The organism is Cerasicoccus frondis (assembly GCA_031296915.1).
GTDB classification, from domain to species: domain Bacteria; phylum Verrucomicrobiota; class Verrucomicrobiia; order Opitutales; family Cerasicoccaceae; genus Cerasicoccus; species Cerasicoccus frondis.
The window spans coordinates 1-26,186 of sequence record JAVDPC010000009.1 but is presented as its reverse complement, the minus strand read 5'-3'; the positions used below and the strand labels follow the sequence as shown (position 1 = coordinate 26,186).

Annotated in this window: 22 protein-coding genes; 8 read left to right on the top strand and 14 right to left on the bottom strand. The window is 56.6% G+C overall.

The features are described 5' to 3' along the window. Positions 1-117: 117 nt before the first annotated feature. The 7 genes from mdoH to dnaK all read right to left on the bottom strand — a co-directional run bounded on the left by mdoH (position 118) and on the right by dnaK (position 9,124). Positions 118-2,244, bottom strand: a complete 2,127-nt coding sequence (gene mdoH / locus RBB63_RS09135; RefSeq protein ID WP_309383356.1) for a glucans biosynthesis glucosyltransferase MdoH — start codon at positions 2,242-2,244, stop codon at positions 118-120. Between the two features lies 1 nt (position 2,245). Further along, positions 2,246-2,782 carry a hypothetical protein gene (locus RBB63_RS09130; protein ID WP_309383354.1) on the bottom strand — a complete coding sequence of 179 codons (537 nt, stop codon included), beginning with the start codon at positions 2,780-2,782 and terminating at the stop codon, positions 2,246-2,248. Next, complete coding sequence (locus tag RBB63_RS09125; protein ID WP_309383353.1) at positions 2,739-4,295, bottom strand: OpgD/OpgG family glucan biosynthesis protein; 1,557 nt, start codon at positions 4,293-4,295, stop codon at positions 2,739-2,741. Before RBB63_RS09125 ends, RBB63_RS09130 begins: the two co-directional genes overlap by 44 nt. Positions 4,296-4,690: 395 nt before the next feature. Beyond that, positions 4,691-6,337, bottom strand: a complete 1,647-nt coding sequence (gene groL / locus RBB63_RS09120; protein WP_309383351.1) for a chaperonin GroEL — start codon at positions 6,335-6,337, stop codon at positions 4,691-4,693. A 79-nt stretch (positions 6,338-6,416) separates the two neighbouring features. Then, complete coding sequence (locus RBB63_RS09115) at positions 6,417-6,725, bottom strand: co-chaperone GroES (protein ID WP_343219125.1); 309 nt, start codon at positions 6,723-6,725, stop codon at positions 6,417-6,419. A 21-nt stretch (positions 6,726-6,746) separates the two neighbouring features. After that, complete coding sequence (locus RBB63_RS09110; RefSeq protein WP_309383349.1) at positions 6,747-7,058, bottom strand: hypothetical protein; 312 nt, start codon at positions 7,056-7,058, stop codon at positions 6,747-6,749. Between the two features lie 101 nt (positions 7,059-7,159). Further along, positions 7,160-9,124: a molecular chaperone DnaK gene (gene dnaK / locus RBB63_RS09105; protein WP_309383347.1), complete on the bottom strand. Its 1,965-nt coding sequence runs from the start codon at positions 9,122-9,124 to the stop codon at positions 7,160-7,162. Between the two features lie 238 nt (positions 9,125-9,362). On the opposite strand from dnaK, the gene RBB63_RS09100 reads away from it, so the two are divergent. The 3 genes from RBB63_RS09100 (at position 9,363) to RBB63_RS09090 (ending at position 12,202) form a co-directional block, all read left to right on the top strand. Next, positions 9,363-10,112, top strand: a complete 750-nt coding sequence (locus RBB63_RS09100) for a glycosyltransferase family 25 protein (protein ID WP_309383345.1) — start codon at positions 9,363-9,365, stop codon at positions 10,110-10,112. Positions 10,113-10,157: 45 nt separating this feature from the next. Further along, the gene (locus tag RBB63_RS09095; protein WP_309383343.1) at positions 10,158-10,442 is read left to right on the top strand and encodes a hypothetical protein; all 285 of its coding nucleotides are present in this window, start codon (positions 10,158-10,160) and stop codon (positions 10,440-10,442) included. 86 nt (positions 10,443-10,528) lie between these two features. Continuing rightward, on the top strand, positions 10,529-12,202 hold the full coding sequence (locus RBB63_RS09090) for a mucoidy inhibitor MuiA family protein (protein WP_309383341.1): 1,674 nt from the start codon (positions 10,529-10,531) through the stop codon (positions 12,200-12,202). A 150-nt stretch (positions 12,203-12,352) separates the two neighbouring features. Here the strand turns inward: RBB63_RS09090 and hisA are convergent, their stop codons facing one another. The 6 genes from hisA to RBB63_RS09060 form a co-directional block, all read right to left on the bottom strand. Beyond that, on the bottom strand, positions 12,353-13,090 hold the full coding sequence (gene hisA / locus RBB63_RS09085; RefSeq protein WP_309383339.1) for a 1-(5-phosphoribosyl)-5-[(5-phosphoribosylamino)methylideneamino]imidazole-4-carboxamide isomerase: 738 nt from the start codon (positions 13,088-13,090) through the stop codon (positions 12,353-12,355). Between the two features lie 113 nt (positions 13,091-13,203). Continuing rightward, positions 13,204-13,803, bottom strand: coding sequence for a nitroreductase family protein (locus RBB63_RS09080; RefSeq protein ID WP_309383337.1), 600 nt, complete (start codon positions 13,801-13,803; stop codon positions 13,204-13,206). 83 nt (positions 13,804-13,886) lie between these two features. Continuing rightward, positions 13,887-15,206: an MFS transporter gene (locus tag RBB63_RS09075; RefSeq protein WP_309383335.1), complete on the bottom strand. Its 1,320-nt coding sequence runs from the start codon at positions 15,204-15,206 to the stop codon at positions 13,887-13,889. A 51-nt stretch (positions 15,207-15,257) separates the two neighbouring features. Next, positions 15,258-15,944 (bottom strand): potassium channel family protein, encoded by a 687-nt coding sequence (locus RBB63_RS09070; protein ID WP_309383333.1) that lies wholly within the window; start codon positions 15,942-15,944, stop codon positions 15,258-15,260. Between the two features lie 3 nt (positions 15,945-15,947). Further along, complete coding sequence (locus RBB63_RS09065) at positions 15,948-16,727, bottom strand: SAM hydrolase/SAM-dependent halogenase family protein (protein ID WP_309383331.1); 780 nt, start codon at positions 16,725-16,727, stop codon at positions 15,948-15,950. Positions 16,728-16,738: 11 nt separating this feature from the next. Beyond that, positions 16,739-19,174 (bottom strand): PAS domain-containing protein, encoded by a 2,436-nt coding sequence (locus RBB63_RS09060; protein ID WP_309383329.1) that lies wholly within the window; start codon positions 19,172-19,174, stop codon positions 16,739-16,741. Positions 19,175-19,349: 175 nt separating this feature from the next. Here RBB63_RS09060 and RBB63_RS09055 point away from each other — a divergent pair, with 175 nt between their 5' ends. Beyond that, entirely contained in the window at positions 19,350-20,888 is a 1,539-nt protein-coding gene (locus RBB63_RS09055) for a hypothetical protein (RefSeq protein WP_309383327.1), read from the top strand. A 16-nt stretch (positions 20,889-20,904) separates the two neighbouring features. On the opposite strand, the gene RBB63_RS09050 is transcribed toward RBB63_RS09055, so the two are convergent. Further along, positions 20,905-21,888 (bottom strand): undecaprenyl-diphosphate phosphatase, encoded by a 984-nt coding sequence (locus RBB63_RS09050; protein ID WP_309383324.1) that lies wholly within the window; start codon positions 21,886-21,888, stop codon positions 20,905-20,907. Positions 21,889-21,992: 104 nt separating this feature from the next. Here RBB63_RS09050 and RBB63_RS09045 point away from each other — a divergent pair, with 104 nt between their 5' ends. The 4 genes from RBB63_RS09045 to hemG all read left to right on the top strand — a co-directional run bounded on the left by RBB63_RS09045 (position 21,993) and on the right by hemG (position 26,099). After that, positions 21,993-23,726, top strand: a complete 1,734-nt coding sequence (locus RBB63_RS09045) for a hypothetical protein (RefSeq protein WP_309383322.1) — start codon at positions 21,993-21,995, stop codon at positions 23,724-23,726. Between the two features lie 22 nt (positions 23,727-23,748). Further along, positions 23,749-24,213: a hypothetical protein gene (locus tag RBB63_RS09040; protein ID WP_309383321.1), complete on the top strand. Its 465-nt coding sequence runs from the start codon at positions 23,749-23,751 to the stop codon at positions 24,211-24,213. Between the two features lie 72 nt (positions 24,214-24,285). Continuing rightward, positions 24,286-24,741 (top strand): DUF695 domain-containing protein, encoded by a 456-nt coding sequence (locus RBB63_RS09035; protein ID WP_309383319.1) that lies wholly within the window; start codon positions 24,286-24,288, stop codon positions 24,739-24,741. Beyond that, a complete protein-coding gene (gene hemG / locus RBB63_RS09030) occupies positions 24,738-26,099 on the top strand; it encodes a protoporphyrinogen oxidase (RefSeq protein WP_309383316.1) in 1,362 nt (453 codons plus the stop codon). Before RBB63_RS09035 ends, hemG begins: the two co-directional genes overlap by 4 nt. Positions 26,100-26,186 lie beyond the last annotated feature (87 nt).

Here is a 26,186-nt window from a genome sequence, read left to right as displayed (position 1 = left end):
GAACATTGAAGGCATGCGCGTAGGAATGCACGTTTTTTTATCGTGCGTCGAAACTACTGGAAACACTCCCTCAGGTGTGTTCGAAAATGCAAAAAAGCTATTTCAAAAGGTGGAGCTCTAGTGCAAGAGGTCTACGCGGAACATACTTTCGCGGTTGTAGCGGCTCAGGGCCAGGCGCCACCATTTTGAGAGTTGCTCCGTCGGACTGTCCCACAACTCCTGGTGGAGTGAGCGCACGCTGGGCAAGTCATACATCAGGCGTAGTTTATCGTCTGATGAGAGGGCAGGCGCGCCCTCACTGAGGAGGCGTTTTCGAATGTCTGCCAAGTCGTCGCGGATGTCCTCGGGTTGGTAGTCGCGCTCACGCAGGAACTGTTGATGCAGAGCATTGAGGTAGGGGTCCATCACGATGCGGATTAGCCCGTAGTCTCCCGCAAGTTCGGGAATGGGAGGCGGATTTTGATGCACCTCGGACAGCTTCGTGCGCATGATTCTTACTTCTGCGGGGGGGGCGATGTCTTCCGGGCTGAGCAACAAGCCCTGGCGCGCAAACCATTCGCCAACGGACTCCTTGCTGGTCCACACGGCGATGACTGGCGCAAACACCCAACCAATAAGCACGGGGGACATCCAGCCGAACAATGTGGGGGAAATGTGCCAGGCAAGCAGACCCCACATCACGCCGATCAAGGTGTGTGGCCCTTGCACGGCAAACGCTTCAGCCCAGCCAATGCCGTCTCCACCGCGGCGTTGCGCATTCCAGCTTACTCGCTGCCCCATGAAAAGCGCCGCAATGAATGAACTGTGAAAGAGCATCAGCGATGGTGCGATAATGGTAAACATCGTGACTTCCAACAGCAGTGAAGATGTCGCGCGCAAAAAGCCGCCAAACTTTCTGCGCTCTTCCGGATAACGTAGGAAGAGAATGAGCGGAAAAAACTTGGGCACGAGGATGAGCGCCATGGTCAGCAGGAACACGACCAGACCTTGCACGCTGGTGTCTTCGGGCATCCAGGGCAGCCAGGACTCGCCGATAAACATTGTCAGTTGACTGTTTTCCCAGCTGTAGAAAATCAAGGTCGTCAGCACGAGAAAGATCAACCATAGCGGCCCGGAGAGGTAAGACATGATGCCGTTGAACATGTGCACGCGGTTGACCAATGGAATGTCGCCGAAGAGCATGATCCAGGTGTGCTGTAGATTACCCTGACTCCAACGCCGGTCACGCATGGCAAAGTCCGGTATGCTCGGCGGCATTTCCTCATAAGTCCCTTCGTAATCATAAGCGAGCCACACTTGCAGGCCGGCCTTGCGCATGAGTGCGGCCTCCACGAAGTCATGGCTCATCACGCGGCCGCCGAGTGGGCGCGCGCCGGGTAATTCCGGTAGGTTACAGAACTTGGTGAAGGCTTCGGTGCGGATGATCGCGTTGTGCCCCCAGTAGTTGCCTTCGCTCTGTTGCCAGAAGTTAAGACCAGCGCCGCCGATCATGCCTTGCAGGCGATTGCCAAACTGCTGCAGCCGCGCGAACATAGACTTTGCATTGCAAAGTCTGGGCATGGTTTGGAGAATGCCGAGGCTGGGCGTATGCTCCATGATGCGGGTGATGCGCAGGAGCGTATCGGCCGTCATGAGGCTGTCCGCATCGTAGCAAATAAAGAAGTCGTAGGGCTTGCCCCAGCGGCGGAGGAAATCCGCCACGTTGCCAGATTTCTGATTCAGGTTATCGCGCCGTTTGCGATAGAAAATTTTACCGTGGGCGTTGAGCTTTTGTACGGTTTTCAGCCACGCGGCTTCTTCCTCAATCCAGTTGTTGGACTGAGTGGTGTCACTGAGCATAAAGAAGTCGTAGTGCGCCAGCGCGCCAGCTTTCTCAAGTGCCTCATAGGTCGTGGCGATGTTGGCCGTAACGCTATCTGGATCCTCATTGTAGATCGGAAAGAGTAGGGCGGTGCGCGAGTTCAATGGCTGGTTTTCAAACTGCTTGTGCAGCTCGGAAATGCGCAACTGGTCATTGCGTTTGAGCAGGCAAATGAACCCCGCGACTGCCTGGACAAAGCCGAACGAGAGGTTCGCAAAGAGCATCGTAAAAATCGTGAGCAGCACCCATTTGGCGTTGTTATACGGCAAGCGCCAAAGTAGATCGGCAAACAATAGGACGCCGAGCAATGTCGTGGCCGCAACGCCAGACATGAAATAGAGGCGGCGCGCCTCGCTGATTTTTTTCCAGTAGCTTGAGTTCATCTTAGCGAGCAGTGGTTACGATGAATGCCGTGATGCCAGCCAATATTGTGAGGAAGCCGGCAAAGCGAACTTTGGGCCAGCGATTGAGCATGGCCAGTGTCGTGTTCGTTGTTTCCTCAATCGCGCCGAAATCGATTTGCGGAGGCCCGAGCGTGCTGCGCGAGAGAGCAGGGCCCGCGATGATCGGCGGCGCCAACGGGATTTTCGCGAGCAGGCGGTGCAGGCTGTCCGGTGATTCGATAGCGGCGGACCAGACTGCGTTCACATCGGTTTGCTGTAAAATCAGAATAGCTTGAGCATAGCCCTGGGCGTTCTTGGGAAGGCCAGCTTGGCGGCGTATGTTGTCGGTTATTTGTTCCTGTCGGCGATTGAAAACCTTGCAGGCGTTAGCCATCAGTTCTTCGTCATCGCCCATGCTTTGCGCTTCCTGCAAAATTGATTGCGTGAGCTCAAAGCGAACCGAAAGTTGATCGACGCCGTAGGCGCGCAGTCGGTCACTGATTTTGCGAAAAGTGAGTTCTCTGGTTGGATGAGACATGTTCATTTGCCTTGAATGGTTTCCAGAGGTAGGCCCAGGTTTCAGACACGGGCTGGTTGTTTTGGAGTAGGGTAAGCGAGAGGTGGTGTGAGGCCGTGGTGTTCCGGCTGAGGTCAAAGTAGGCGCGCACGCAATTTTCCGCCTTGTTGTAGCGTAGTTGCGGCTCGGTTTTGACAGGGGCTCCGTCAGATTCAAACGCCACGGAATATTCGCCAAGCTTATCCACTTCAAAGCCTTTTGGCGGGGTGAATTCGATGGCGAACGAGGTGGCGTCGGGGTCGAGCGTCTTCTGACCGATGCGTGTTTCGACGACGTTTGCAACAGCGCGATTCGGTTCCGAGGAGCGCCAGGTCATGCGGTAATTGAGCTCGTAAAATTGGCCGACGGCGGGCGGCTCGCTTGGCACCCAATAGGCGTTGATGTTGTCTTCGGTTTCATTGGGCGTAGGCATTTCGACGAGGGTCACGCTACCGGCGGGCCACTTGCCCTCGGGGGTGATCCACACGCTGGGGCGCCGTTCATAGTTGGCTTCGAGGTCTTCGTAAGAGGTGAAGCGGCGGTCACGCTGCAGCAGGCCGAAACCGCGTAGCTTGTCGACGGGAAAGCTTTGGTGCTGAATCTTGGTTGGGTTCTGAATGGGTCGCCACAACCATTCTTTGCTATTGGCAATGAGCAGCCCGTCTGAGTCGTGGACTTCGGGGCGCCAGTCATCGACGGGAAACTCACTGTTTTCGCCAAAGTAATACATGCTGGTCAGTGGCGCAAAGCAGAGACGTTCGGCTTCACTTCGCGGATAAATTCGGCTTCGAACGACGACGTTGGTTTCATCACCTGGCGTGAGGGTGAACTCATAGGCGCCGGTAACGGTTTCGCCTTCCAGCAGTGCATAGACAGTCAGGCTTTCGGCGTTTGCTTCGGTGGGCTTTTTGAGCCAGATGCGGGTGAAGTGCGGAAATTTCTCGTTCTCTTGACCAATGCCTTGGCCAAGCCCGCGGGCAGAGAGTCCGTATGAATTCCCTTTGCCCAATGCGCGAAAATACGAGGCGCCTTGAAAGACAATTAAGTCGTCGCGGACTTGAGGCATGTTAAGCGGGTAGCGGATGCGCACTCCGGCAAAGCCGATGTTATCCGGGGCCTCATAAGGCATCATTGAAGAGTCGTCGTAGTTAAAGAAACTTCGTGAAAATGGCACCTGCTGCAGATGGGTATCCGTGGTTTCATAGACCAAGACTGGGTCGTGGTAGATGTAGCCGAGATGGAAAAACTCGACGACGAAATCGTAGTCCTGACCGATCCACAGCGCCTCGCTGTTGCGGAAGCGGATGTTACGGTAGTTATCATAGGTTAACTGCTGCAGCGCGGGCGGCAGCTCGGGTGCATCTTCCGCGTACTCCGCCTGTGCTTTTTGCTGAGCGAGGTCGCTGACAAAGTCCATGTCAACCGTGACCCGGTCATACCCGAGAGTGGTCAGACAGATGGCTGACGTGCTGATAGCGAACAACAGATTTTTCATACGCATTGTCATTTGCATTCTATGTGCCATTTAACGCAAAGTCTGGTTTGATGTTTATATAAATGTCGAAAAATCAATGATTTATGGGCTCGTTTTTACTATGTTGTTATACCGATGTGAGAAATTTTTTATACGAATTGCACGAGCCGCCTTTTTTGAATCTTGCAGAATGCAGTCCACAGTGACGCCGGTTCATCGGCAACTGGTCAGGCTTGAATACCGGTCTTAGGTTAAGCGAACTGGCGCTGGATTACTTATTCATACCCCTCTACTATACGGAAGAATTAAAGCCTGGATTAGGGGGGCATAGAAAAAGCCCCCGGCGAAATGCCGAGGGCTTTGAAAGAGTTGCGTTGTGCGTTTGGTAAGAATGATGCGATGCAACGGGCCGTTGCTTACATCATGCCGCCCATGCCGCCCATACCGCCCATGCCGCCCATGTCCGGAGCAGCTGGCTTTTCGTCTTCCGGATCGTCGGTGATCATGCACTCGGTGGTGAGGAGCAGACCAGAGACGGATGCAGCGTGCTGCAGTGCGGAACGAGTCACCTTGGTCGGGTCAACAACACCAGCCTTGATCAGGTCTTCGTAAACGCCGGTAGCGACGTTGTAACCCGTGGTCTTGTTGGACTTGAGGACTTCCTGAACAACGAGGCTGCCTTCGACGCCGGCGTTGGAGCACAGCTTGCGGAGGGGAGCTTCGATTGCGCGGCGAACGATCCATGCGCCGATTTGCTCGTCGCCTTCGAGGGCTTCAGCAGCCTTCTCGATTTCCTTGGCGGTGTTGAGCAGGGCCTTGGAACCACCAGCGGAGATGCCTTCTTCGACAGCAGCGCGGGTAGCGTGCAGGGCGTCTTCCACGCGAGCTTTCTTTTCCTTCATTTCCGGCTCGGTTGCGGCGCCAACGTTGATGACGGCTACGCCACCAGCGAGCTTGGCGAGGCGCTCTTGCAGCTTTTCGCGGTCGTAGTCCGAAGAGGTTTCTTCGATCTGACGGCGGATCTGCTTTACGCGGCCTTGGATGTCGGAAGCCTTACCAGCGCCTTCAACGAGGGTGGTGTTTTCCTTGTCCACGGAGATGCGCTTAGCCTGGCCGAGGTCGGCGAGTTCGAGGCTGTCGAGCTTGATGCCGAGGTCTTCGGTGATGCAACGGCCACCGGTGAGGATGGCGATGTCTTCGAGCATGGCCTTGCGGCGGTCGCCGAAGCCAGGTGCCTTAACGGCGCAAACGTTGAGCGTGCCGCGGAGCTTGTTAACTACAAGTGCTGCGAGGGCTTCGCCTTCGACGTCTTCAGCGATGATGAAGAACGGCTTGCCGGTCTTGGCAACCTTCTGCAGAATCGGGAGGAGGTCGTTGAGGCTGCTGATCTTCTTTTCGTTGATCAGGATGTAAGCGTCCTCAAGGATGGCTTCCATCGTTTCAGCATTGGTGGTGAAGTAAGGGGACAGGTAGCCCTTGTCGAACTGCATACCTTCGACCACGTCGAGGGTGGTTTCGATGCCCTTGGCTTCTTCCACGGTGATGGTGCCGTCCTTGCCAACCTTGTCCATGGCGTCAGCGATGATTTCGCCGATTTCGGTGTCCCAGTTAGCGGAAACGGTGGCGACCTGCTTCACTTCTTCGCGGTCGGAAACCTTCTTGCTGTCCTTGGCGAGCTTGGCGACAGCGGCGGTAACAGCCTTGTCGATACCGCGCTTCAGGAAGATCGGGTTCGCGCCAGCGGCTACGTTGCGGAGGCCTTCCTTGTAGATGGCGTGTGCCAGAACGGTTGCGGTGGTGGTGCCGTCACCAGCGTTGTCGCTGGTCTTGGAGGCCACTTCGCGAACCATTTGGGCGCCCATGTTTTCGTAAGGGTCCTTGAGTTCGATTTCCTTGGCTACGGAAACACCGTCCTTGGTGACGGTTGGGGAGCCAAACTTTTTGTCGATCAGGACGTTGCGGCCTTTCGGTCCGAGCGTGACGCTGACGGCGTTTGAGAGCTTTTCTACGCCGGCAAGAATGCTCTTGCGTGCGGCTTCGTCGAATTTGAGTTGCTTAGCCATATTGGTTCTAAGTTTTACGTTTTATGTTTTAAGAATTTCTATGCTTTGTGTGGCAAAGTTGCTTTGCAATGCAGAGCAATTAGCCTTCAACAACGCCGAGGATGTCGTCTTCGCGAACGAGCGTGTAGGTCTCGTCTTCGAACTTGACCTCGGTGCCGCCGTATTTGGAAACGATCACGATGTCGCCAACCTTCACGTTGAAGGGCTGGGCCTTGCCGTTTTCGTCCTTAGCGCCGGTGCCGAGGGCGATGACCTTGGCTTCTTGTGGCTTTTCCTTGGCGGAATCAGGGATGATGATGCCACCCTTGACTTGTTCGTCCAGCTCAACGGCCTTGATGAGTACGCGGTCGCCGAGCGGCTTGATTTTCACTTTGGTTGCGGTTGCCATAGTATTTTGAGTATGGGTTTATTATTGTGATTTTTTCGGAAGGTAATCGTCCATGTCGTCAGCCGTGCGCTCCGTGGCTGGTTGTTGAGCAGTTGGCGCCGGGGCGGGGGGGGGAGGGGCTGCTTCGTGGTGTTGCTCACCGACGACGTTCAGCTTGGCTCCCAGGTAGTCCGGCATGGAGCGCTCCAGCCCAACACCAATGACTCGATCTTTATTAAAGGAAGCAACAAGCTTACCTTCCGAATAGAGGGAAAGCATGTCGCTGGCAGTCATCTTGTCAGCCTTTACCCGGAAGGTTCCGTGATCGGTAAAGACGAGGTGGTTAAGGGCCATGGATATGGAGTTAAAAAATTAAAGATTAAAAATTAAAGTTTCAGTCTGATGGATTGGTGACCTATTGCTTTAATTTTTAATCTGTTTACTTTAATTTTCGCCTACTTTTTGTCGTCGACCACTTCGAAGTCGGCGTCGACTACGTCGTCGTCGTCCTTGCCTGCGGCGGTTGGGTTACCGGCGGTGGACTCGGGGCCTGCGGCTTCGGCGGCAGCTTGTTGCGCGGCGGCCTGCTCTTCGGGAGACATGTTGGCATACATGTCCTGAGCAGCGGCGGCGAAGGCTTCCTGTAGCTTGTCGTGGGCGGCCTTGAGCTCGTCGGAAGAAGCTTCTTGGTTTTCCAAGACCTTCTTACCGTCGGCAAGCGCGGCTTCGATCGGGCCCTTCTTGTCGGCCGGGAGCTTGTCGCCCAGCTCGCCAAGTTGCTTTTCGCATTGGAAGACGAGGCCGTCGAGCTGGTTGCGTGCTTCCACGCCAGCCTTGCGCTTCTTGTCTTCTTCGGCGTGGGCTTCGGCGTCGGCCTTGGCCTTTTCGACTTCTTCCTCGGAGAGACCGGTGCCACCAGTGATGGATACCTTTTGCTCCTTGTTCGTGGCCTTGTCCTTCGCGCTCACGTGGAGGATGCCGTTGGAGTCGATGTCGAAAGTGACTTCGATCTGCGGCACGCCACGGGGGGCGGGGGGGATGCCATCGAGGCGGAAGTTGCCCAAAAGCTTGTTGTCGTTCGCCATCGAGCGTTCGCCCTGCAGGATCTTGATGTCCACCGCGTTCTGGTTGTCAGAGTAGGTGGAGAAGACCTGAGACTTCTTGGTCGGAATGGTGGTGTTGCGCTCGATCATCGGCGTGGCGACGCCGCCTGCGGTTTCAATCGCGAGGGTCAGCGGGGTCACGTCGAGCAGGAGCACGTCCTTGACGTCGCCTTGGAGAACGCCGCCCTGGATGGAAGCGCCGATTGCGACGACTTCGTCCGGGTTAACGCCCTTGTGCGGCTCCTTGCCAGCGAGGCCCTTGGCGATCTCGATGATCTTGGGCATGCGGGTCATGCCACCAACCAAGACGAGGTCGTTGACTTCGCTCATGGAGACGTCGGCGTCTTCGAGGCACTTCTTGAACGGAACGATCGTGCGCTGGGCAAGGTCGTCCGTCAGCTGCTCGAGCTTGGAGCGGCTGAGGGTCACGTTGAGGTGCTTCGGGCCGGTGTCGTCTGCGGTGATGAACGGCAGGTTAATGTCGGTCGACTGGCTGGAGGACAGGGCGATCTTGGCCTTCTCGGCTTCTTCCTTCAGGCGCTGCTTGGCCATCGGGTCGGCGAGGAGGTCGACGCTGCTGTCGTTCTGAGTCTTGAACTCGGCTGCGAGCCAGTTGATGAGCGCGCTGTCCCAGTTGTCGCCACCCAGGTGGGTGTCGCCATTGGTAGCCTTCACTTCGAATACGCTGTCCGCGATTTCCAAAATGGAGATGTCGAACGTGCCGCCACCGAGGTCATACACGGCGATGGTTTCGTCCGCCTTCTTGTCCAGGCCATAGGCGAGGGCGGCAGCGGTCGGTTCGTTGATGACGCGGAGCACTTCGAGGCCGGCGATCTTGCCAGCGTCCTTGGTGGCTTGGCGCTCAGGGTTGTTAAAGTATGCGGGCACGGTGATTACGGCCTGGGAGATGGTCTCACCAAGGTAAGCTTCGGCGTCTGCCTTGAGCTTGCCGAGAATCATCGCGGAAATTTCCTCGGGCGTGTATTGCTTGGATTCGCCGCTCACGGTGACTTCGATCTGAGCGTCGCCGTTCTTGCCTTCGACGACCTTGTAAGGAAGGTGCTTGGCTTCTTCAGCGATTTCCGAGAACTTGCGACCGATGAGGCGCTTTGCCGAGAAAATGGTGTTGTTTGGATTGGTGATGGCCTGGCGCTTAGCGGCCTGGCCAACGAGGCGCTCGCCGTTCTTTGCAAATGCAACTACGGACGGCGTAGTGCGTGCGCCTTCGCTATTTGGGATCACGACAGGTTCCCCGCCTTCCATGACGGCCATGCAGGAATTAGTCGTGCCTAAGTCGATGCCTAAAATTTTACTCATGCCGACTCTATTGCAAGCGCCGTGCCCTTAACTTGGATAGTTCGCAAAGCTTTGTTAATGAGTGAAATATAAAAGCGAGCCCCGCTAATATCTCACTGGGAAGACGCTCTAGGTGGCGCACTGTGTCACACCTGTCACACCTAAAGTGCGCCATGGCACAGTGACACTTGGTTAAATGGCGCACTGGCCTGCTTTAAGCTTTCATTATGAGAGCTGTTTTGCAAAGTATGCTGGCTTTATGAGCGAGTTTCCTCAGGTAGTGGTGATTAACCTCGAGCGGGCGGCGGATCGTCGGAAAATGATGGCGGAGCACCTCGACGCGATGGGGATAGAGCATCGATTTCAGGCGGCGGTGGATGGTAAGCTGCTTACGCCTGAGCAGAAAAAACTCTACGCCCGCTCGAAGGCATATTTGCACCTGAATCGCGACTTGCACCCGAACGAGCTCGGATGCTCGTTGTCGCACGTTGAAGCATGGCGATTGGCGGCGGAGCTGGATGGGCCGTTGATTGTGCTGGAGGACGACATTGAGGTGCACGATGATTTTTGCTCCATGATAGAGGCCCGCGCGGACTGGTTGCCCGCCGATTGGGATGTCGTGAACTTCGGGCATGACATCGCCAAACCGGTCAACTTGAAGCCAATCGCGCATGAACACGGACCAGCCAAATCTTTGTGCGAGTTCGAGGGCGTCGTTGCCCGGACAGGCGCTTACATGGTCTCGCCTACCGCCGCTCGCAAGCTGTTAGAATGCGCCTTGCCGGTTTCGCGGCCTGCGGACGACATTTTGGGCGATCAGGCTTACAATGGGCTCAAGATTTACGGCATCGTGCCGCGCATTGCCCTCTGGCGCACCGAAGATGATTGCCCGTCCATGATTTGGGAGTCGGGGGATCGCCAGGAATTTTTTAACCAATCGCGCTCGTCGAAAGCGGGAATATTTTTCCGGGCATATCGTCGATTGCGCAAATTGATTCAAGGCTCCTAAATGTGCCGCCGCTGTTGAATTTTTCGAACAGAATTTACCTGAAGAATGGCCACTCAAAGACGCGAAAAAAAGAAAGACTACGAGGCGCTGCAATCGCCATTTATGCGCATTCCGCAAATGAAGATCGATATCGCCCGCGGTTTGTTGGACATCGGCGTGACGCAGATCTATCACCTGGAAGGCCGCGCGCCAGAATCGCTTTTGGCCGAGATGCAGAAGAAGGGCAGGGAGATGCAGCACGACGCTATCGCCTACCTGCGCATGGCGGTCTACTATGCGGAAAACCAGCCGCCTGACGCGAGCAAACTCTACCCGACTGAGTGGCTGTAGAGCGGGCAAATTTCACGGATTTGTAGCGTTTGTAAGGTTTTTGTCAGGGATTGAACATTGGGCCGGGAAGGGGGTTCCAAGGCTTCATGAAACAATCGCTCTACCTGATAATTCTAGCTGGGATGCTGTCCCTCAACGCGGCGGATTACACCGCCAATGGCAAGATCGCCGCCGTCACCGTTTATCCGGATCGCGCTGAAGTTACGCGTGAAGCTTTGCTGGAACTGAAGGCTGGCACGCATCAGATTCGGTTCGAAGGGCTGCCCGTGAACACCGATCGTGAGTCCTTGCAATTGCAGTGCGACGGTCCGCTCACGCTGCAGGATATTCGCCTCGTGACGACCTACCTCGATGCCGTGGCGAACGAGAAATCGCGCGCATTGTTCGAACAGTTGGATCAACTCAAGCTGGACCGCCGTCGCAATGAGCTGGCAGCGGCGCGGATCGAGCAGGAGGCGCGGGCGCTGCAATCTATCTGGAAAGGCGTGACCACGCCCACCGAGGGTGCTGGCGTCGCGACCGATCCGGATCAGTGGGCGGGTTTGCTCGAGATGCAGTCCCAGCGCCAAACGAAGCTTGATCAGCAAAGCCTGGAGCTCGAAGTGCAACGCAGGGAGCTCGACGATAATCTGCGGGAAATCGAGCAGCAGATACAACAATTCAACGCCTCGCAAAAGCGTTCGCGCACGGATGTGGTGGCGGTTGTAGAGGCGAACGAAGGCGGTCAGTCCGCTCTGCAACTCACCTATCAAACGCCGGGCGCCAGTTGGGAGCCAACTTACCAGGTGCGCGCCGACTCCAAGGATAGCCAGATCGACATTGTTTACCGCGCCAACGTGCGCCAACGCACTGGCGAGGACTGGAGCGATGTCGCGCTGAGCCTGTCGACGGCACAGCCACATATTGACGGCCGGGCGCCGGAGCTACGCCCTTGGTGGATCGCGGAGGTCAAGCCCATGCCGCTTCCGAAACCTCAGGAGAGCCGCGCTTGGGGATACGGTAGGGATGAAGCCGAGGCCGATTTCTTGGATGAGAAAAAGCAGGTTGTAGATGGTTCGGTCAATTTCCTGACTGGCACGGATTTTGCCAAATTTGGCGATATACAGGTCGCCAAGGCCACGGTTCAACAGGGGCTTATTGCCACCAAGTTTGACGTGCCAGCGAAGGTGACGGTCGCCTCATCGGCGGAGCCGGTGGTGTGCACGATCCTGCAGTTTGACTCCGCCGCCGACTACCGGCACACCGCTGTGCCCAAGCTCTCGCCCTACACTTACCTGAAGGCCGAGATCGCCAACGACACAGACGCGCAGCTGTTACCTGGGCAAGGGAGCATATTCATCGACGGCAACTTCGTGGGCAAGGCGAACCTCGATCTTGTGGCGCCGGGCGAGAAGTTCTGGGTCTACCTGGGCGTCGATCCCGCCGTGACTATTGAGCGCAACAAGCTGCAGGGCAAGGACTCGACCGAAGGCATTTTCAACAAGACGAGCCGAGAGGTGGTGAGCTACGAATTTGTGATCAACAACCAGCGCCAGCAGCCGGTCACGCTCTCGCTCTGGGATCAGATTCCCATGGCGTCCAACGAAGAAATTGAAGTGGAGCTGCTGACGCCCGAAATCGGCAAGCGCACCAGCGATGTGAACATCGACGAGCAAAAGCGCATCGAATGGGAGCTGAGCCTCAAGCCGGGTGAGGAGCGCACAGTGCCATTCCGCTACGCAATCGAGCATCCGGACAAAATGCTGGTCAGTGGGCTGTAATGTCTGGCGCTGACGGTGCTCTGGAGCAGGATGCCGCGATGACTCTTGATTGATTCAGTAACATGGTCTGAATTACGCCAGTTACTCTGCACACAAAAAAAACGCCGCCCAAATCGAGGCGGCGTTTTGCTTGAGATTGTTTGGCCGGCTTTACGCCTTGATTGCGCTGGCGATGTCGAGAGCGGCCTTCAGGTCGATGGCTTTTTCGTAAATCGCCTTGCCGATGATGACGCCGCTAAAGTTCGGGTAGCGCGGGGCGAGGTCGGCATAGTGAATCACGTCATGGATGTCCGAAACGCCGCCGGAGGCGATGACGTTGCAGTCCACCGAGGACCACATTTCTTTCATGCCCTCGTAGTTCGGGCCACGCATCATGCCATCGGTGGCGATGTCGGTGTAGATGATGTGCTGAATGCCGGCGGCGGCGACTTCTTGCGCCAGCTTGATCGCGGGCATGTCAGTCACGTCGACCCAGCCATGCACGGCGACCTTGCCTTCGCGGGCGTCGATGCCGACTGCGACTTGCGGGCCGAACTCCGCCGCCATCTGCTTAACGAAGTCGAGGCTTTCGCAGGCGCGGGTGCCGACGACGACGCGGGACACGCCGCCTTCGATCGCGTTGCGAATGTCATCCAGCGAGCGAATGCCGCCGCCGAACTCCACCTTGAGGCCAAGGGCGGCGATTTGCTTGGCGGCTTCGATGTTGGCTGGTTTGCCGGTGAAGGCGCCATCGAGGTCGACGACGTGCACCCATTCAGAGCCGGCGGCCAGGAATTCCTTGGCCGGGTCGACCGGGTTTTCGTAATACTCGGTCTCTTGATCGGCCAAGCCCTGAAGCAGGCGAACGCAGTGGCCGTTCTTGATGTCGATTGCGGGGAGAATTGTCATAGAACAACTATGAGCCCAATTTCCGGTGGGACAATCTTTCTCTGCGGTGAAATTTTCTGACGAAAGCCAGGGGGGGCGCGACCTTGCGAGCATGCAAAAAGCGCAGCGCTCGCTTAGAATGTGTCTTCAATGACCACTTCGTCGTAGCTGAGCTGTCCAGGTTTGGGCCAGGCTTCCTTGGTTCCCTTGCCCACGGCGATCATGTAGCTGATCACGTGGTCTGCGGGCAACTTGATGATTTTTGCGACGGCGTCGAAATCAAAGCCGTCCATGGGGCAGGATTCGTAGCCCATGGCTTTGGCGGCGAGCATGATCGTTTGCCCGGCAAAGCCGCAACTGCGCATGCACTCGTCGCGCTGCACCTGCTCTTTGCCCTCGTAGTATTGGGTGATCGCCGGGACCAAGGCGTCTTGCGCGGCCTTGGGGGCGTCTTTCCAGTAAATATCCGGCGTCTTCCACGCGTCTTTATTCGCGCACATAATGATCAGCAACGAGGCGTCCGTCACCTGGGCCTGGTCCCAGGCAGCGGCGCGGATTTGCGTCCGCAGTTCAGGGTCCTTGACCAACAGAAAGCGCCAATGCTGGATGTTGAACGCAGTTGGCGACTGCATGGCGGCTTCCAGCAGCGTGCGTTCTTCGTCCGCCGTGAAGCGGTGTTCGGGGTCGTAATACTTAACGGCGCGACGCGCCTTGATCGCAGTGAGTGTATCCATGCCCGCAACTAAATCCACTTTCCAGAAAAGCACAAGTCTTGATGTGAAGATAAATTGTGAATTCTGTATGTCAGGGCAGTTGGTCAGCTTTTCGGCCGTTTCTCAACACGGCCAGCGAAGATCAGGAAGATAGCGCCCACAATGAAGAGGCTGGAGACCGACCCCATGCCCAGGCGCGTGGAAAACGTCGGGTCTTCCGGGTTGTTGAACACTGCCGCGACTGTGCCCATGAGCCAGGGGCCGAGGACGGCGGCGCTCTTGCCGATCATGCTGTAAAAACCGAAAAACGACACTTCTCGCCCGACCGGGATTAGCGAGTTGAAGTAGCTGCGCGACAGCGCCTGAATCCCCCCCTGCACCATGCCAATGAGCGCCGCGAGCACATACATTTCGGAGAGTTCCTTGCCGAAGATCAGGATTGGCGTTGCGCTGATGAAGGCCCCGTAGGCCGTGACGCCGAGGTAGAGAATGATCGCGATAAAGATCATTTTGCGGGGACCGATCTTCCCCCCAGCCCAGCCAAAGAGAATTGCGCAAGGCACGCCAAATATCTGCACGATGAAGAACGCGATCATGATCTGCCCTTCGGTGAAGCCAATGGTCGTGCCGTAAAACGAGGCCATCATGATGATGGTGTTCACGCCGTCGATGTAGAACAGGTAAGCCAGCAGGAAGAAGAGCACCGGCTTGATGCCGATGATTTCCCGCAGCGTATGCCAGGTGTCGATGGCCCCGAGTTTGAGCATCTGGGCGAAACCCGGACGGTTTGGCTTAGGCGCCTCTTTGATAAACAGCGCCAGCGGGATGGCGAAAACGGCCCACCAGACGGCCGCCACGAGGAACATTACGTGGACGGGTAAATCGTTTTTAGTCGCCAGCAGGGTCGCGACGAGTAGCAGGAAGCCAGCCGTGTAGCCGAACGAGAAGCCCATGCCGCTCACGAAGTGACGCTTCCCTGGGACGGCGACGGTGGCCAGCATCGAGTCGTAGAAAATGTTGCTGCAGTAGTAGCTGACGGTGCCAAAGATGAAGACGGCGCTCGCGAGCAGGTATTGCCCCTCGCTGAGGAAGTAGCAGCCAGCGGTGGCGGCGACGCCGACCGCGCAAAAGCTCAGGAGCAGGCGTTTGCGCAGCCCGCCCAGCTCCGCAATGCTGCCTAGAAAGGGCGCGGCGATGGCGACGACGAGGCTGGCGATGGCCACCGTTTTCCCATACCAATAGGTGGACTCGCCATCGGACATTTGGGCGCTGTAGGACGCCTTGTAGAGTCGGGGGAATATCAGCGCGAGCACCACCATCGCGTAGCCGGTGTTGGCGAAGTCGTAGAAAGCCCAGGAAATGGTCTGCTTCAGCGAGGGCTGTTGGCCAGCCGGTTTGGACTCTGCGGGAGAATGGCTGCTCATAGCGATTACGGCGAAGCGTGATGCGGCGGCGGGTGGTTCGCCAGAAAAAAGTTAGGATGCCGTGTCCTGATCAGCGTTTACTTGGGCAGTCGTCAGGCCCACCAGGCGACCGATGAACACCGCGATAAACAACACGCCCGAAACCGAAGCGCCAATTGCCGCCGAGCGAGTTCCGTTGGACACTGGCACGATGTCGCCATAACCCAGCGTAGTCAGCGTGACGAAGCTGAAGTAGACGAAATCCATTGGTGTGCTGACGCTTTCCTGGCCAGACGGTAGATTGGCCACGAGGCTGCCCGGGTGCATGAACTCCAGCAGCGCAAAGATGAGGGCCCAGTTGATGCCGAGCAGCAGGTAGACGCAGATGCCGCCGCAAATGGAGTCTGCATTGATGCGCCGCGCAACGAGCACATCACGCAGTATCGACAAGTTAATGAAGCCGTAAAACGCCAACTGGAAGGGGAGGGCGACTAATGGCGGCTTGCCTAACGCAAAGGCGTAGGTGCTGATTGCGTAGGCGACGACGCCGAGTAAAATACCGATCCACAGCACGGCCTTTTCATTGGCGATTGAACTCAGCGCGAGCGCCAGGGTGATCATGGTGATGACGCCCAAGACCGGTGCGCCCCAGGTGTCGTCATCAAAGATCGGCGCCAGGATAATCAAGGTTATCAGGGCGACCAGCAGCCAGAAGTATTTTCTGAGCTCCAGTTGATGTAGTAAGCTTGATTCGGGCACCCGTTACTTCAAGACGAGCTCGATGTGTTGGTCAAGGCGCAGATCGAGTTGTTGTTGAGCGCTGCCGCCGTTGACGCCGATTTCGAGCAGTCCGCCGCTGCCAAAATATGCCAACGCCGAACCGGTCGGCGCGTCGCTAAAGGTCTTGAGCAGTGGCAGACGGCGTGGGTGCAGCGACACCGTGGCCCCCTCCAGCGAGTAGCTTTCCTCGAGCGTAGATTGGCGCAGGTTGGTGATCGCATTGCCATAGTGGTCGATGTAAATAATGCTCCCATAGGCGCGGTTTTCATCGAGGTCAGGCTTGGGCCACGGGGCGGTGATCAATTGCTCGTGCTTGGGCCCCACCGCATCGAGCTTGGTTTTACCAGACGTCAGGCTGGCGGCAACCGGCGTAAAAATGTCCCGTCCATGAAAGGTGTGGCTGATGGTTTCGCGGCAAAGCTCCTTGTTTTCAATACGATGGCATTGTTTGATCCGGTGGCCGAGCCAACCAAAGAGCCCGTTGTCCGGCCCCACAAAAAAGCGCCCCTGAGCCTCAAGTGCGACTGGCGCTCGGGTGGAGCCGACGCCTGGATCGACGATGACCACGAAGGCCGTCCCCTCTGGGAACTCCAGCCAGCACTGGCTCAGAATAAAGGCGGCGGAAGCAATGTCGCCAGGAGATACGTGGTGGGAGATGTCGACGAGTTGCGCTTGGGGGGCGGTGGTCAGGGCGACGCCTTTCATGGCGGCCACATACCAGTCCCGAACGCCAAAATCAGTCAGGAAGGCGATGGTGTTCATGCCGTTAATTGCTAGTCCGTGATTTCGCTACTGGCGAGATAAGAGATCGCGACAGTTTGGGTTTCTTTCAGCAGGTGATCCAGTTCGGCAATTGCTTCGTTGGAGGACTTTGTTGATTCGTATTGCTGGCTCTTTTCCATGGCTGAAACGGCTTGGGCAATGCGCAGGAAACTGGCGCTGGCAGCGACTCCATAGATCGTGTGCAGGCAGTGTGCGCTCTTTTCCAGATCGTTTGCTTGCAGGCGTTTACGGTAATCCTGAAGGAGCTTGCTTAGCTCGCTCAAGGACATGTTCAGGACCTCGCGGATAAGCTTCTGGTCGCCGCCCAATCGTTGTTGCAACAGGTCAGTGTCAAAGAGCTTGGGCTCGCCTTCGGGCAGGATCTCTTGTGGGGAGTTGGACTTCAGACACTGGTCAATCACGTTGGCCAGCTTGTCTGGACTCAACGGCTTGGTGAGGCAGTCGTTCATGCCAGCCGCCAGGCAGGCGCGTCGGTCTTCGGGGCGGGCATGCGCCGTCATGGCGATAATTGGCGTTGAGGCCAGCTGATTTTCCGCTTCCCATTCACGGATGGCGAGTGCGGCTTCGAGCCCGTCGACATCCGGCATTTGGACATCCATGAACACGAGGTCATATTGCTTTCGGCGATAGGATTCGATGGCTTCCAGCCCGTTGGTCACGGTGTCCACAGCAATGCCGAGGCGGTCCAGCATCCCGAGCGCCACGAGTTGGTTGACGGGGTTGTCCTCGGCCAAAAGCGCTTGGGTTGACTGGCTGCGCAAGCGCTCTCGAATGGCTTCGGCTATGGTGCTGCGCTCAGGCGCAGGGTGGGCAGATGATTGAGGCGCTGGAAAACCCGACGCTGTTTCTGCCGCTATTTCAAACTTCGCGGAAAACCAAAACGTCGATCCTTGCCCCGCTTCGCTGCCGACGCCGATGACGCCCCCCATCAGCTCGACGATTTCCTTGGAGATCGCCAAGCCCAGGCCGGTGCCGCCGTAGAGCCGGGTGGTGGATGGATCGGCCTGAGTGAAGGCGCTGAACAGACGCTTCTGAACGGCTGGTGGGATGCCTATGCCGGTATCCGTCACTGAAATGGTCAGCTCGACATGATTTTCGGTCTGTTCCTGCACCGCCACATTGAGGGTGACTGAGCCTTGCCTGGTGAATTTGATGGCGTTGTCGACCAAGTTGTGGATGACCTGCTTGAGTTTGCCGGAGTCTCCGTTGAGGCGTTGGGGCGCGCTTTTATCGATCTTGATGTTCAGCGCAATGCCTGCTTTTTCCGCTCTCAGCGTGAGCGGAGACATCAACTGGCGTATCAGGGCGCGTAAATTGAAGCGATGTATGTCGAGCTCCAGCTTACCGGATTCCACCTTGGCGAAATCAAGGATCTGGTTAATCAGCGTCATCAGCGACTCGCTGCTGCCCAGGATGAGTTCGGCGGTTTCGCGATGCTGCTGGTTAAGCCCGGGCATGTCGAGCAGCAGGTGGGTCATGCCGATCACGCCATTGAGCGGAGTGCGGATTTCGTGGCTGACGTTGGCGAGAAATTGACTCTTGGCCAGACTGGCTTGCCTGGCGCGCTCCGCCAGTTTTTGAAGGTCCTCCTTTTGCTGAACGGCGGTGGAAATATCCCAGTTGGTGCCAACCATGCGCACCGGCCGACCCTTGGCGTTCCGCTCAACGGTTGCAAAGGCTCGCAGGTGGCGAATCTGCCCTGACGGCAGCACGATGCGAAAGGGCATATTGAAGGATTCGCCGTTGTGTTGAGATTTATCCAGACGGCGGAAATACTCGTCTACATCGCCTTGGTGGATTCTATCTCGCAGCTCCTCGATCTTTCCGTGGAAGTGCTCTGCAGCGATGCCGTAGAGGCGGCACATTTGGGCGTCCCAGCTCAAGCGGTCATTGGCGATATCCCAGTCCCACACGCCTACGCCGCCTGCTCGGGTGGCCAGGGCAAGGCGTTCATTGACGGCTTTCAGCTCGCGTTCCAGCCGCCGGTTTTCCGTGACATCTTCGATTTGCGCGACGAAAAAGAGCGGCTTTCCCTGAGGCCCCATGACGCTTGAGACCGTCAAATTTGCCCAAATGGAATGGCCATCGGCATGGATGTAACGCTTTTCGGTGCGGAATTCGGTAATGTCGCCACCTGCAATGCGCTCTAAGTTGTCGAGGCTACGTTCAATGTCTTCGGGGTGGGTGATTTCAGCGAAGGCAATGCCCAGCAGCTCGTCGCGCGAATAGCCGAGCATGGCGCTGAGCGATTCGTTGACGCGCAGCCATCTGCCTTGAGTGGTGCAGATCGCCATACCGATTCCGCTGGCTTCAAAGGCAGCGCGAAAGCTCGCCTCGCCTTCTAGGATTTGAAATTGCGAAGCGTCTGCTACTGGCTTTTTAGATTCGGGGGTGGATTTGCGCCGATTGCTTGGGGGCGGCTCCATCGTTTTGGGGAGTGTATACAGAAACTAATCCTGAATTCAGTGAGAATTCTCCATTCTTGTCCAGCATTCACTTGTTTTATCTTATATATAGCCATTTGCGTCTTGGATTTTAGGTAAACATCAAGGCAGCAAAGACCATCGACAAAGCCAGAACCGTCCTATACCGCATATGACCATGAGATTTCAGTTTCCCCATTTTTTAAGCGCTATCCTTGCGGTGTTTTTCCTTGCCCAGAGTGCTTGGGCGGCCCAGCCGCCGGAACAACTGGTCGCTGAAGGCGTGGCGAAGGTTTTGCCGGGGTATCAGTTTAATAAACGATTGGCGGGACCGACGCAGGAAGACCATATCCTTCTTTTCAACAAAGGGGCGGAGTGCGCGGTGGTGACCTGGACGACGGGCGCCTCGAAGAGCATCAGCATTCCCGCCAACCCCACGACGTTTAACGTCTTTAATACGGCGGGAAGCCTGGTGGGCAATCTCAGCAACCAAACATATGCCGCTGAGTTGTTTTGCGGTGACATTCCGGCCATTTTTGTGCCTGTTGGCGAAAATTCGCTCCTGTTGATGGCGGCGTTGGCGGAGCAAGTGCCGCCCAAGAAAACTGTCCGTGGCCCTCAAATTGTATATCTGGAAAGTGAATTTGTGAACCCCACGGACAAGCCGCTGGTGCTCTCGATGCCAGGCAAGAAGAGCGTCGCGCTGAAGCCGGGTGAGCATCACCTGGTGACCAGCGAAGTGGAGGTAGGCCGTTCTTTTGAGCCCCTGCGTGCGCTGGTTGGCGCATCCGGCGTTTATCAGCAAGTGATGATCACTTCGGAAAATCCACTCATGATTGATGTGCGCGCAGACCTGCCGGGCAAGCTCACGGTGGACATACTCAATCCGACGGCTGATCCTTTTTCCGGGCGCATGGCGATGCGATTGGTTGGCAGTAACAAGGCGCCATTTGAGTTCCCGGTTGATATGGGGCCCCGCGAAACAATCAAGACATTGGAGGTGCCGCTGGGCATACAGTTGCCGTTGCCTTCGCCGGTCCAACTGGTGCTCAGCCAATACGTTGGCGATCCGCGCCGGGAGATTGTCCTGACGCAGACTGGCGCGATGCAGTTCGTTGGAGTTCGTGGGCTTGCGCCGGATTCGCAAAAAATGCCTCAGGGCTGGAAATTGGCAGAATCTGGAGAGCTTTTCGTGCAATTGCGTGCTGGTCAGCCGCCGCAGGGCGCTCCGTGGGGAGACGATACCGTCATGGCGGCTTATCGATTCGAAGAACCGGGCGCTACGTTTAGCTTGAAGCCGATCAACGCGGGCTCTGTGCCAATCGTTGAACGCCCAACTTCGGTGGGCATGTGGATCAACGGCGACGGCTCGGGCAATTTGCTGTCGGTTCGTTGGCGTGACGCCCAGGGCAAGCTATACCAGCCCAAGGCGCGCAAGATTGACTGGAAAGGGTGGAACTACATCACCTTCGCCACCGATGCTGCGATGGAGCCGCCTTTGCAGTGGGACAGTCTCGTCTATGTCGAGGCTGCCTCCGCCAGTTCTGGGGCGCTGATGGTCAGCGGCCCGGTTTTCAGCTATCAGTCCTCAGCGCCTTCGGCTCAAGCGAAGGAGGAAGACAGCCAGGTCGAAATCAAGGACAACGTCAGTTTTGGCGATCCGGTAAAGCTCAATCCCGAGTCACTGCAACCCATGTCGATTCCCAGCTCGCAGTAGTTCGCTGCGGGCGTGCTTAAACGAGAAATATTAGCACCGCTACGGCCAGGGCGATCCGGTACCACGCGAAGATCGAGAGTCCGTGTTTGGCCAGGTAATTGACCAGCCATTTGACGGCGAACATCGCGGATATCCACGCGACGACGATGCCAAATAACGCCGGGCCAGGGTCCAGCGCTTTAACCATGACCGGGCCAAGCGTCAGCGCTTTGTAAGCCGAAGCTGCCGACAGCGTGATCAAACCGAGCAAAAAACTGAACTCCGCGGCGCGTTTCGGGGTGAGGCCAATCACGTAGCCGCCCACAATAGTCATCATGGAGCGACTGGTGCCAGGCCACATCGCCACGCATTGCAGGAAGCCGACGATCAGGGATTGCTTGATGCTCAGTTCGTGCAGGTCCTGGCTGTTGCCTTCATTGGCGGGGGGTTGCTTTTTGCGCCAGCGTTCCACGCCGAGCATCAGCACAGCTCCAGCGGCCAGGGCGATGGCAATGGGCACGGGATGAAAGAGCAGACGTTCAATTATATCGTCGAACAGGAGGCCCAGCACGACCGCTGGCATGAACGCCACGAGGATATTGCGCAAGAGCAGCAGACCGGAGCGGCTCTTGCCGAAGACGCCCATGAGCATATCAATGAGTCGGCTCCAGTAGAGCAGGATCACGGCGGCGATCGCGCCAGCCTGAATGATAATGGTGTAGGCATTGGCGAAGCCTTCCATCGTCAACGGCCCGTCATCGGTCATGATGGGTTGTCCGGCGTCATCGGTCAGGACGGTGTCGGAATCGAGGCCCAGCGCGACATTGGTGAGTATGAGGTGCCCGGTTGAGGAAATGGGCAGGTACTCCGTAATGCCTTCCACGAGCCCCAGAATCAAAGCGTCGAGGTAGCTGATCTCGCTTTTCGGCGCGGTGTTGGGAGGGGGGGGAGTTTCGACGTCCTGACCTAACAGCGGCCCGCCAAAGCAGAGTAATATGAGTAGTGGGAGGGTTTTGAGCATTTAATAATCTCAATAAGTGCCGTATGCTATCCCTCATGTAAAGCCTGCACTGCCCGTCAAACAAAGTGTTTGTCACCGGATGTTTGGCCCACTAAACCTCGATTATGTTCTGCCTCTTTGCGAGAAATCGTTTCCTGCCCGGCATACTGTGCGCCGCAGGCTTGTGGCTGGGAGCCATTGGCGGCGCTGTTGCGGAGGAGACGCCGAAGGTATTGGCCGCAGTTAAATTTCCGCCGCTCAAGACGCTCTCCGACGAGCTGATGGGCTTGGCGCGCAAGCTGGCGCCCGGTCAGCAGACAGAGTTTTACCCGATGATGGTGCTCGGCCCTTTTGGCTACCCATCCTATCCGGGGGTTTCCCAATCGGACAACATCACCATTTTCTTCTTTGAGCCGCAAAAGGGCGAGCTCACGACCCCTTATGTGATTTTGACGAAGATGGAGCCGGATGCGCTGGTCAAAAAAACGCTCACGATGAAGGCTGAAGGCAATAACTCGATGTTTGCCTTTTTGACGCCGGGCCTCGAAGTCGCCGAGCGCGGGGGGTGGACTTTGTTTTCCGATGAGGCGGCCTACTTCGACTACGCTAGCGACATTGACGCCCTCGTGGATATGGCCGATGATATCGAGGGCTTTGACATCACCATGCGGGTTTACATGGGGCCGGAAACGGTCGCCAGTTGGTCCGAAATCATGAAAGAGGAAATTGCGGACGCCCATGTTCTGGCCGGTGGAGCCGAGAGTGATCCCGGCTTGCTGCACAAGCAGTTGCTCGTCGATTTCCTCGCCACGGTAGGCAGTAATTTGGAGTGGTTTGAGAGCGGACTGGATCTCGACGCCGAGGCGGTGTCGCTTGGCTTCTCGGTTCAGGCGATCAAGGGCACGCCCGAATATGATGCGCTGTCGATGCCGGTTGGCGGACCTGTCCCAGTAGGCGAGTACATCAATGCTTCGGCTGTTTCGTTCTTATCAAAATGGGACATGGCCGCAGTCGTTGATTACTATGGCGTCCTGGAGCAGCGGGCCATGCAGATCGCGACCGAAGAGGGGCGCGAAATGATCAAGAAAGCCAGCGAATACAACCGGAAGCTTTTGGCGCAAATGAGTGGCGGCCATGCTGGCTCCATGAGCTTCGAGCAGGAGAAGCCGCTCAGCTCCAGCGCCCTGGGGGGGGCGTTTGACGCAGCTATGCTCGACGCCAGCCTGCACTTTTACTACGATGAGCTCTTTCCCTACTTGCTGGAGACGTTTGCTCCACAAGGGCAGCAGGGTGTCGTTGAGATGGTTTACCGTTCGCAAGTTGCTGAAACCAGCGGCGCGCCCGTGTCGGAAATTGAAACGAAAACGCCAGATTTACCGATTGGCCTGACGCAGGGTGAGGCAAGTGAAGCAACGGAGGACTCTGCGGAAAAAATGTTCGTGACAGTGATCAAGGGCAATGTGCTGGGCTCCTCTGATTTGCAGGACCTCGAATCGCTTGCGGCCCGCGTTTCCGATGAAACTCCGCTCGAAGACAGCGTTGCGCAACGCTTGGCGCTGGAGAATGGGCAGGCCGCACGCCTGCAGATCGATGTGTGCGAGGTCGTCAACATGCTCAGCGAGGATTATGAACCGGAGAGCGAGGTCGCGCGCCAAGCCATCAAAAAACTTGGCAAGAGCGATTTGGAGCCGTTGACAGGCGTGATGACCATAGCCGAAGGGCAGGGCGTTTACCTGTTTTCGGCGCCGGTCAGCACATTGGTTGAGTTTTCTGATACGCATCGCCAGATCAGACAGGCGGAAAAAGACATGGACGCACATGGCGGCAAGCAAATGGTTTTCCCTGCAGGAGAAGAGTAATTCAGTTTGCTAGGCAGAAATAATGGAAGAGGCCAAAGCAAAGCTTGTCGCATACTACCAGCGTGAGATTGAAGGGTGGGACCTGATTGCATGGATCGCTCAGACTAGTCCTGGATTGTTCGAAGATAGAGCCGCCGTTGATGAATTATTGAATCTCGATGAAGCGTTGGCCGATGGCTATCGCAAGGAAGTGCAAGATCTGCTTTTTAAACTTATACCTGACTTCGATAATGAAAAATTGGGAATGCTTCTTTTCTTGGATTGCCTTGATAAGCTACGAACAGAAAAGATTTCTCCCGTTGAATTTGTGTCATTTGTTTGCGATGTCGAACATTCGAAAATTCATAATGAAGACGCGCCTTATTGCGATTGTATTCGGAGAATCTACAGTGAATACTGCGGATACGGTTTTGCAGATCTTCAGGAAATGAAAAATCACGAGTTAGTTGAAATCGTCGAAGAATATCTATCCGAAGAAAATACATAACCAGTCGTTGCACACAAATTCGAGTAGCTTCGCTATTCTCCGCGTGTGAGCCCATGGATGAAACACGCCAGTATGTCCCGACCCAGCACCAAAAAGAACACTCGTTTTCCGGAACCCGCTCCGATGCGCCGCGAAGGCATGATGGATGGATTGCCGTCTGTTATGATTGTTAATACCGCGCTCAAAGGCTATGCGGCGACCGATGACTTTCCGTATCATGTGTGCATCGCCATGGGCTATAAATCCACTGAAGCGGAGCAGGGCTTGCCAACTCCCAAAGAGGAGCGCACGCTGAGCTCGATCGAGGATGCGTTGCTCGCGGCGATCCGCAAGGCGGCGGGGGGGCACTATATTGGCAACACTTCCTGGAATGGCGTGCGGGAGTTTAATTTCTATGTCGACGACCCGGACACCGTTGACGAGCGCCTTGAGAAAGTCGCCGAGCAGCAACATCGCCCAGTTCAATACGAGATCTGTGAAGATCCGGCTTGGACGCGCGTGGAGCATTATTTCGATTACGAACAATGATTAAAAGCGCGATAGTCATTGGCGGGGGCATCACCGGGCTCACCTTGGGCTGGGCTTTGCAACGTGCAGGAAGCTCTGTGTGCGTTTTGGAAAAATCCGCGCAGGCTGGCGGCGCGATTCGCACGATTCGACGCGACGGCTACCTGGCCGAAGCCGGACCCAATTCGCTGCTGGTGACGTCGGCGGCGCTGGAATCTTTTTTGCGTGGCGTCGGGCTAGGCGCGCAAATGCAAAAGCCCAGCGATGCGGCCAAGAACCGTTACATTTTAAAGGAAGGCGAATTCCTCGCGGCGCCTACGGGACCCGGAGCGTTCCTGTCCACCCCGCTTTTTTCGGGCAACGCGAAGTTACGCCTGTTGGGCGATCTGTTTGCGAAGAAGCCCGTGGGGTTGCGAGAAGAGAGTCTCGCGAGCTTTGTGGAGCGTCATTTCGGGCCCGAAGTGTTGGACTATGCGGTTAATCCTTTTGTGGGCGGCATTTACGCCGGGAACCCCGCCAAGCTGTCTGCCCAACACGCATTTCCCATGCTTGCAGAGGCGGAAAATTCGGCAGGTTCCGTGATACGTGGGATGATCCAGAAGCGTAAAGCCAAGCGCGCCAATGGTGAGACTTTCAAGAGCGCCACAGTCTCTTTTAAAGATGGCATGCAGGCGTTGCCGGAAGCCATTGCCAGCAAGCTAGGCGACCAACTCAAGCTTTCGGCCGATATTATCAGCGTTGAACAAACGGATGCGGGTTGGTCGGTGACTTGGCGAAATGCGACGGGTGATGTGGAAACTTGCGTTGCGGATGAACTCTACCTGACGGTCCCGGCGCATGCTTTGGCAACGCTACCGCTGCCGCAAAAAGTGAGTCATGAGCTGTCCCCGCTCTCCTCGATCGAGTATCCGCCAGTAGCGTCGGTCGCACTGGGCTTTGACCTCAACCAAATCGACCATCCGTTGGATGGCTTTGGCGGCTTAATCCCAGCCGTTGAGAAGCGGCAAGCTCTTGGCGTGTTGTTTTCATCGACTTTGTTTCCGGGCCGTGCGCCAGTAGGCAAGGCGTTGCTCACGGTGTTCGTTGGCGGCGCCCGTCAACCGGAGCTTGCGGGCAAGCCGCCGTCGGAGATTCAGGATATTGCGCTGCACGAATTGAATAACCTCCTGGGCGTGACTGGGGAGCCAGAGTTTGCCGAAGTCACCGTCTGGCCGCGTGCCATTCCTCAATACAACGTTGGCTACGGGGAGTTTCTGGACACCATCAGCCAAGTGGAAAAGACGTGTCCTGGCCTGCATTTACTGGGTAACTACCGCGGCGGCATTTCGGTCGGCCAATGCATACTCAATGGCGCATCAGCTGTTGAGCCGTTGGGCTAGTCTGCCGACGAGAGCACTTTTCATCTAGATTGGCCGATTCAGGTGGGTTAGAGATTGGATGCAGCGCAAGGCGGCTTTGATTGAGCG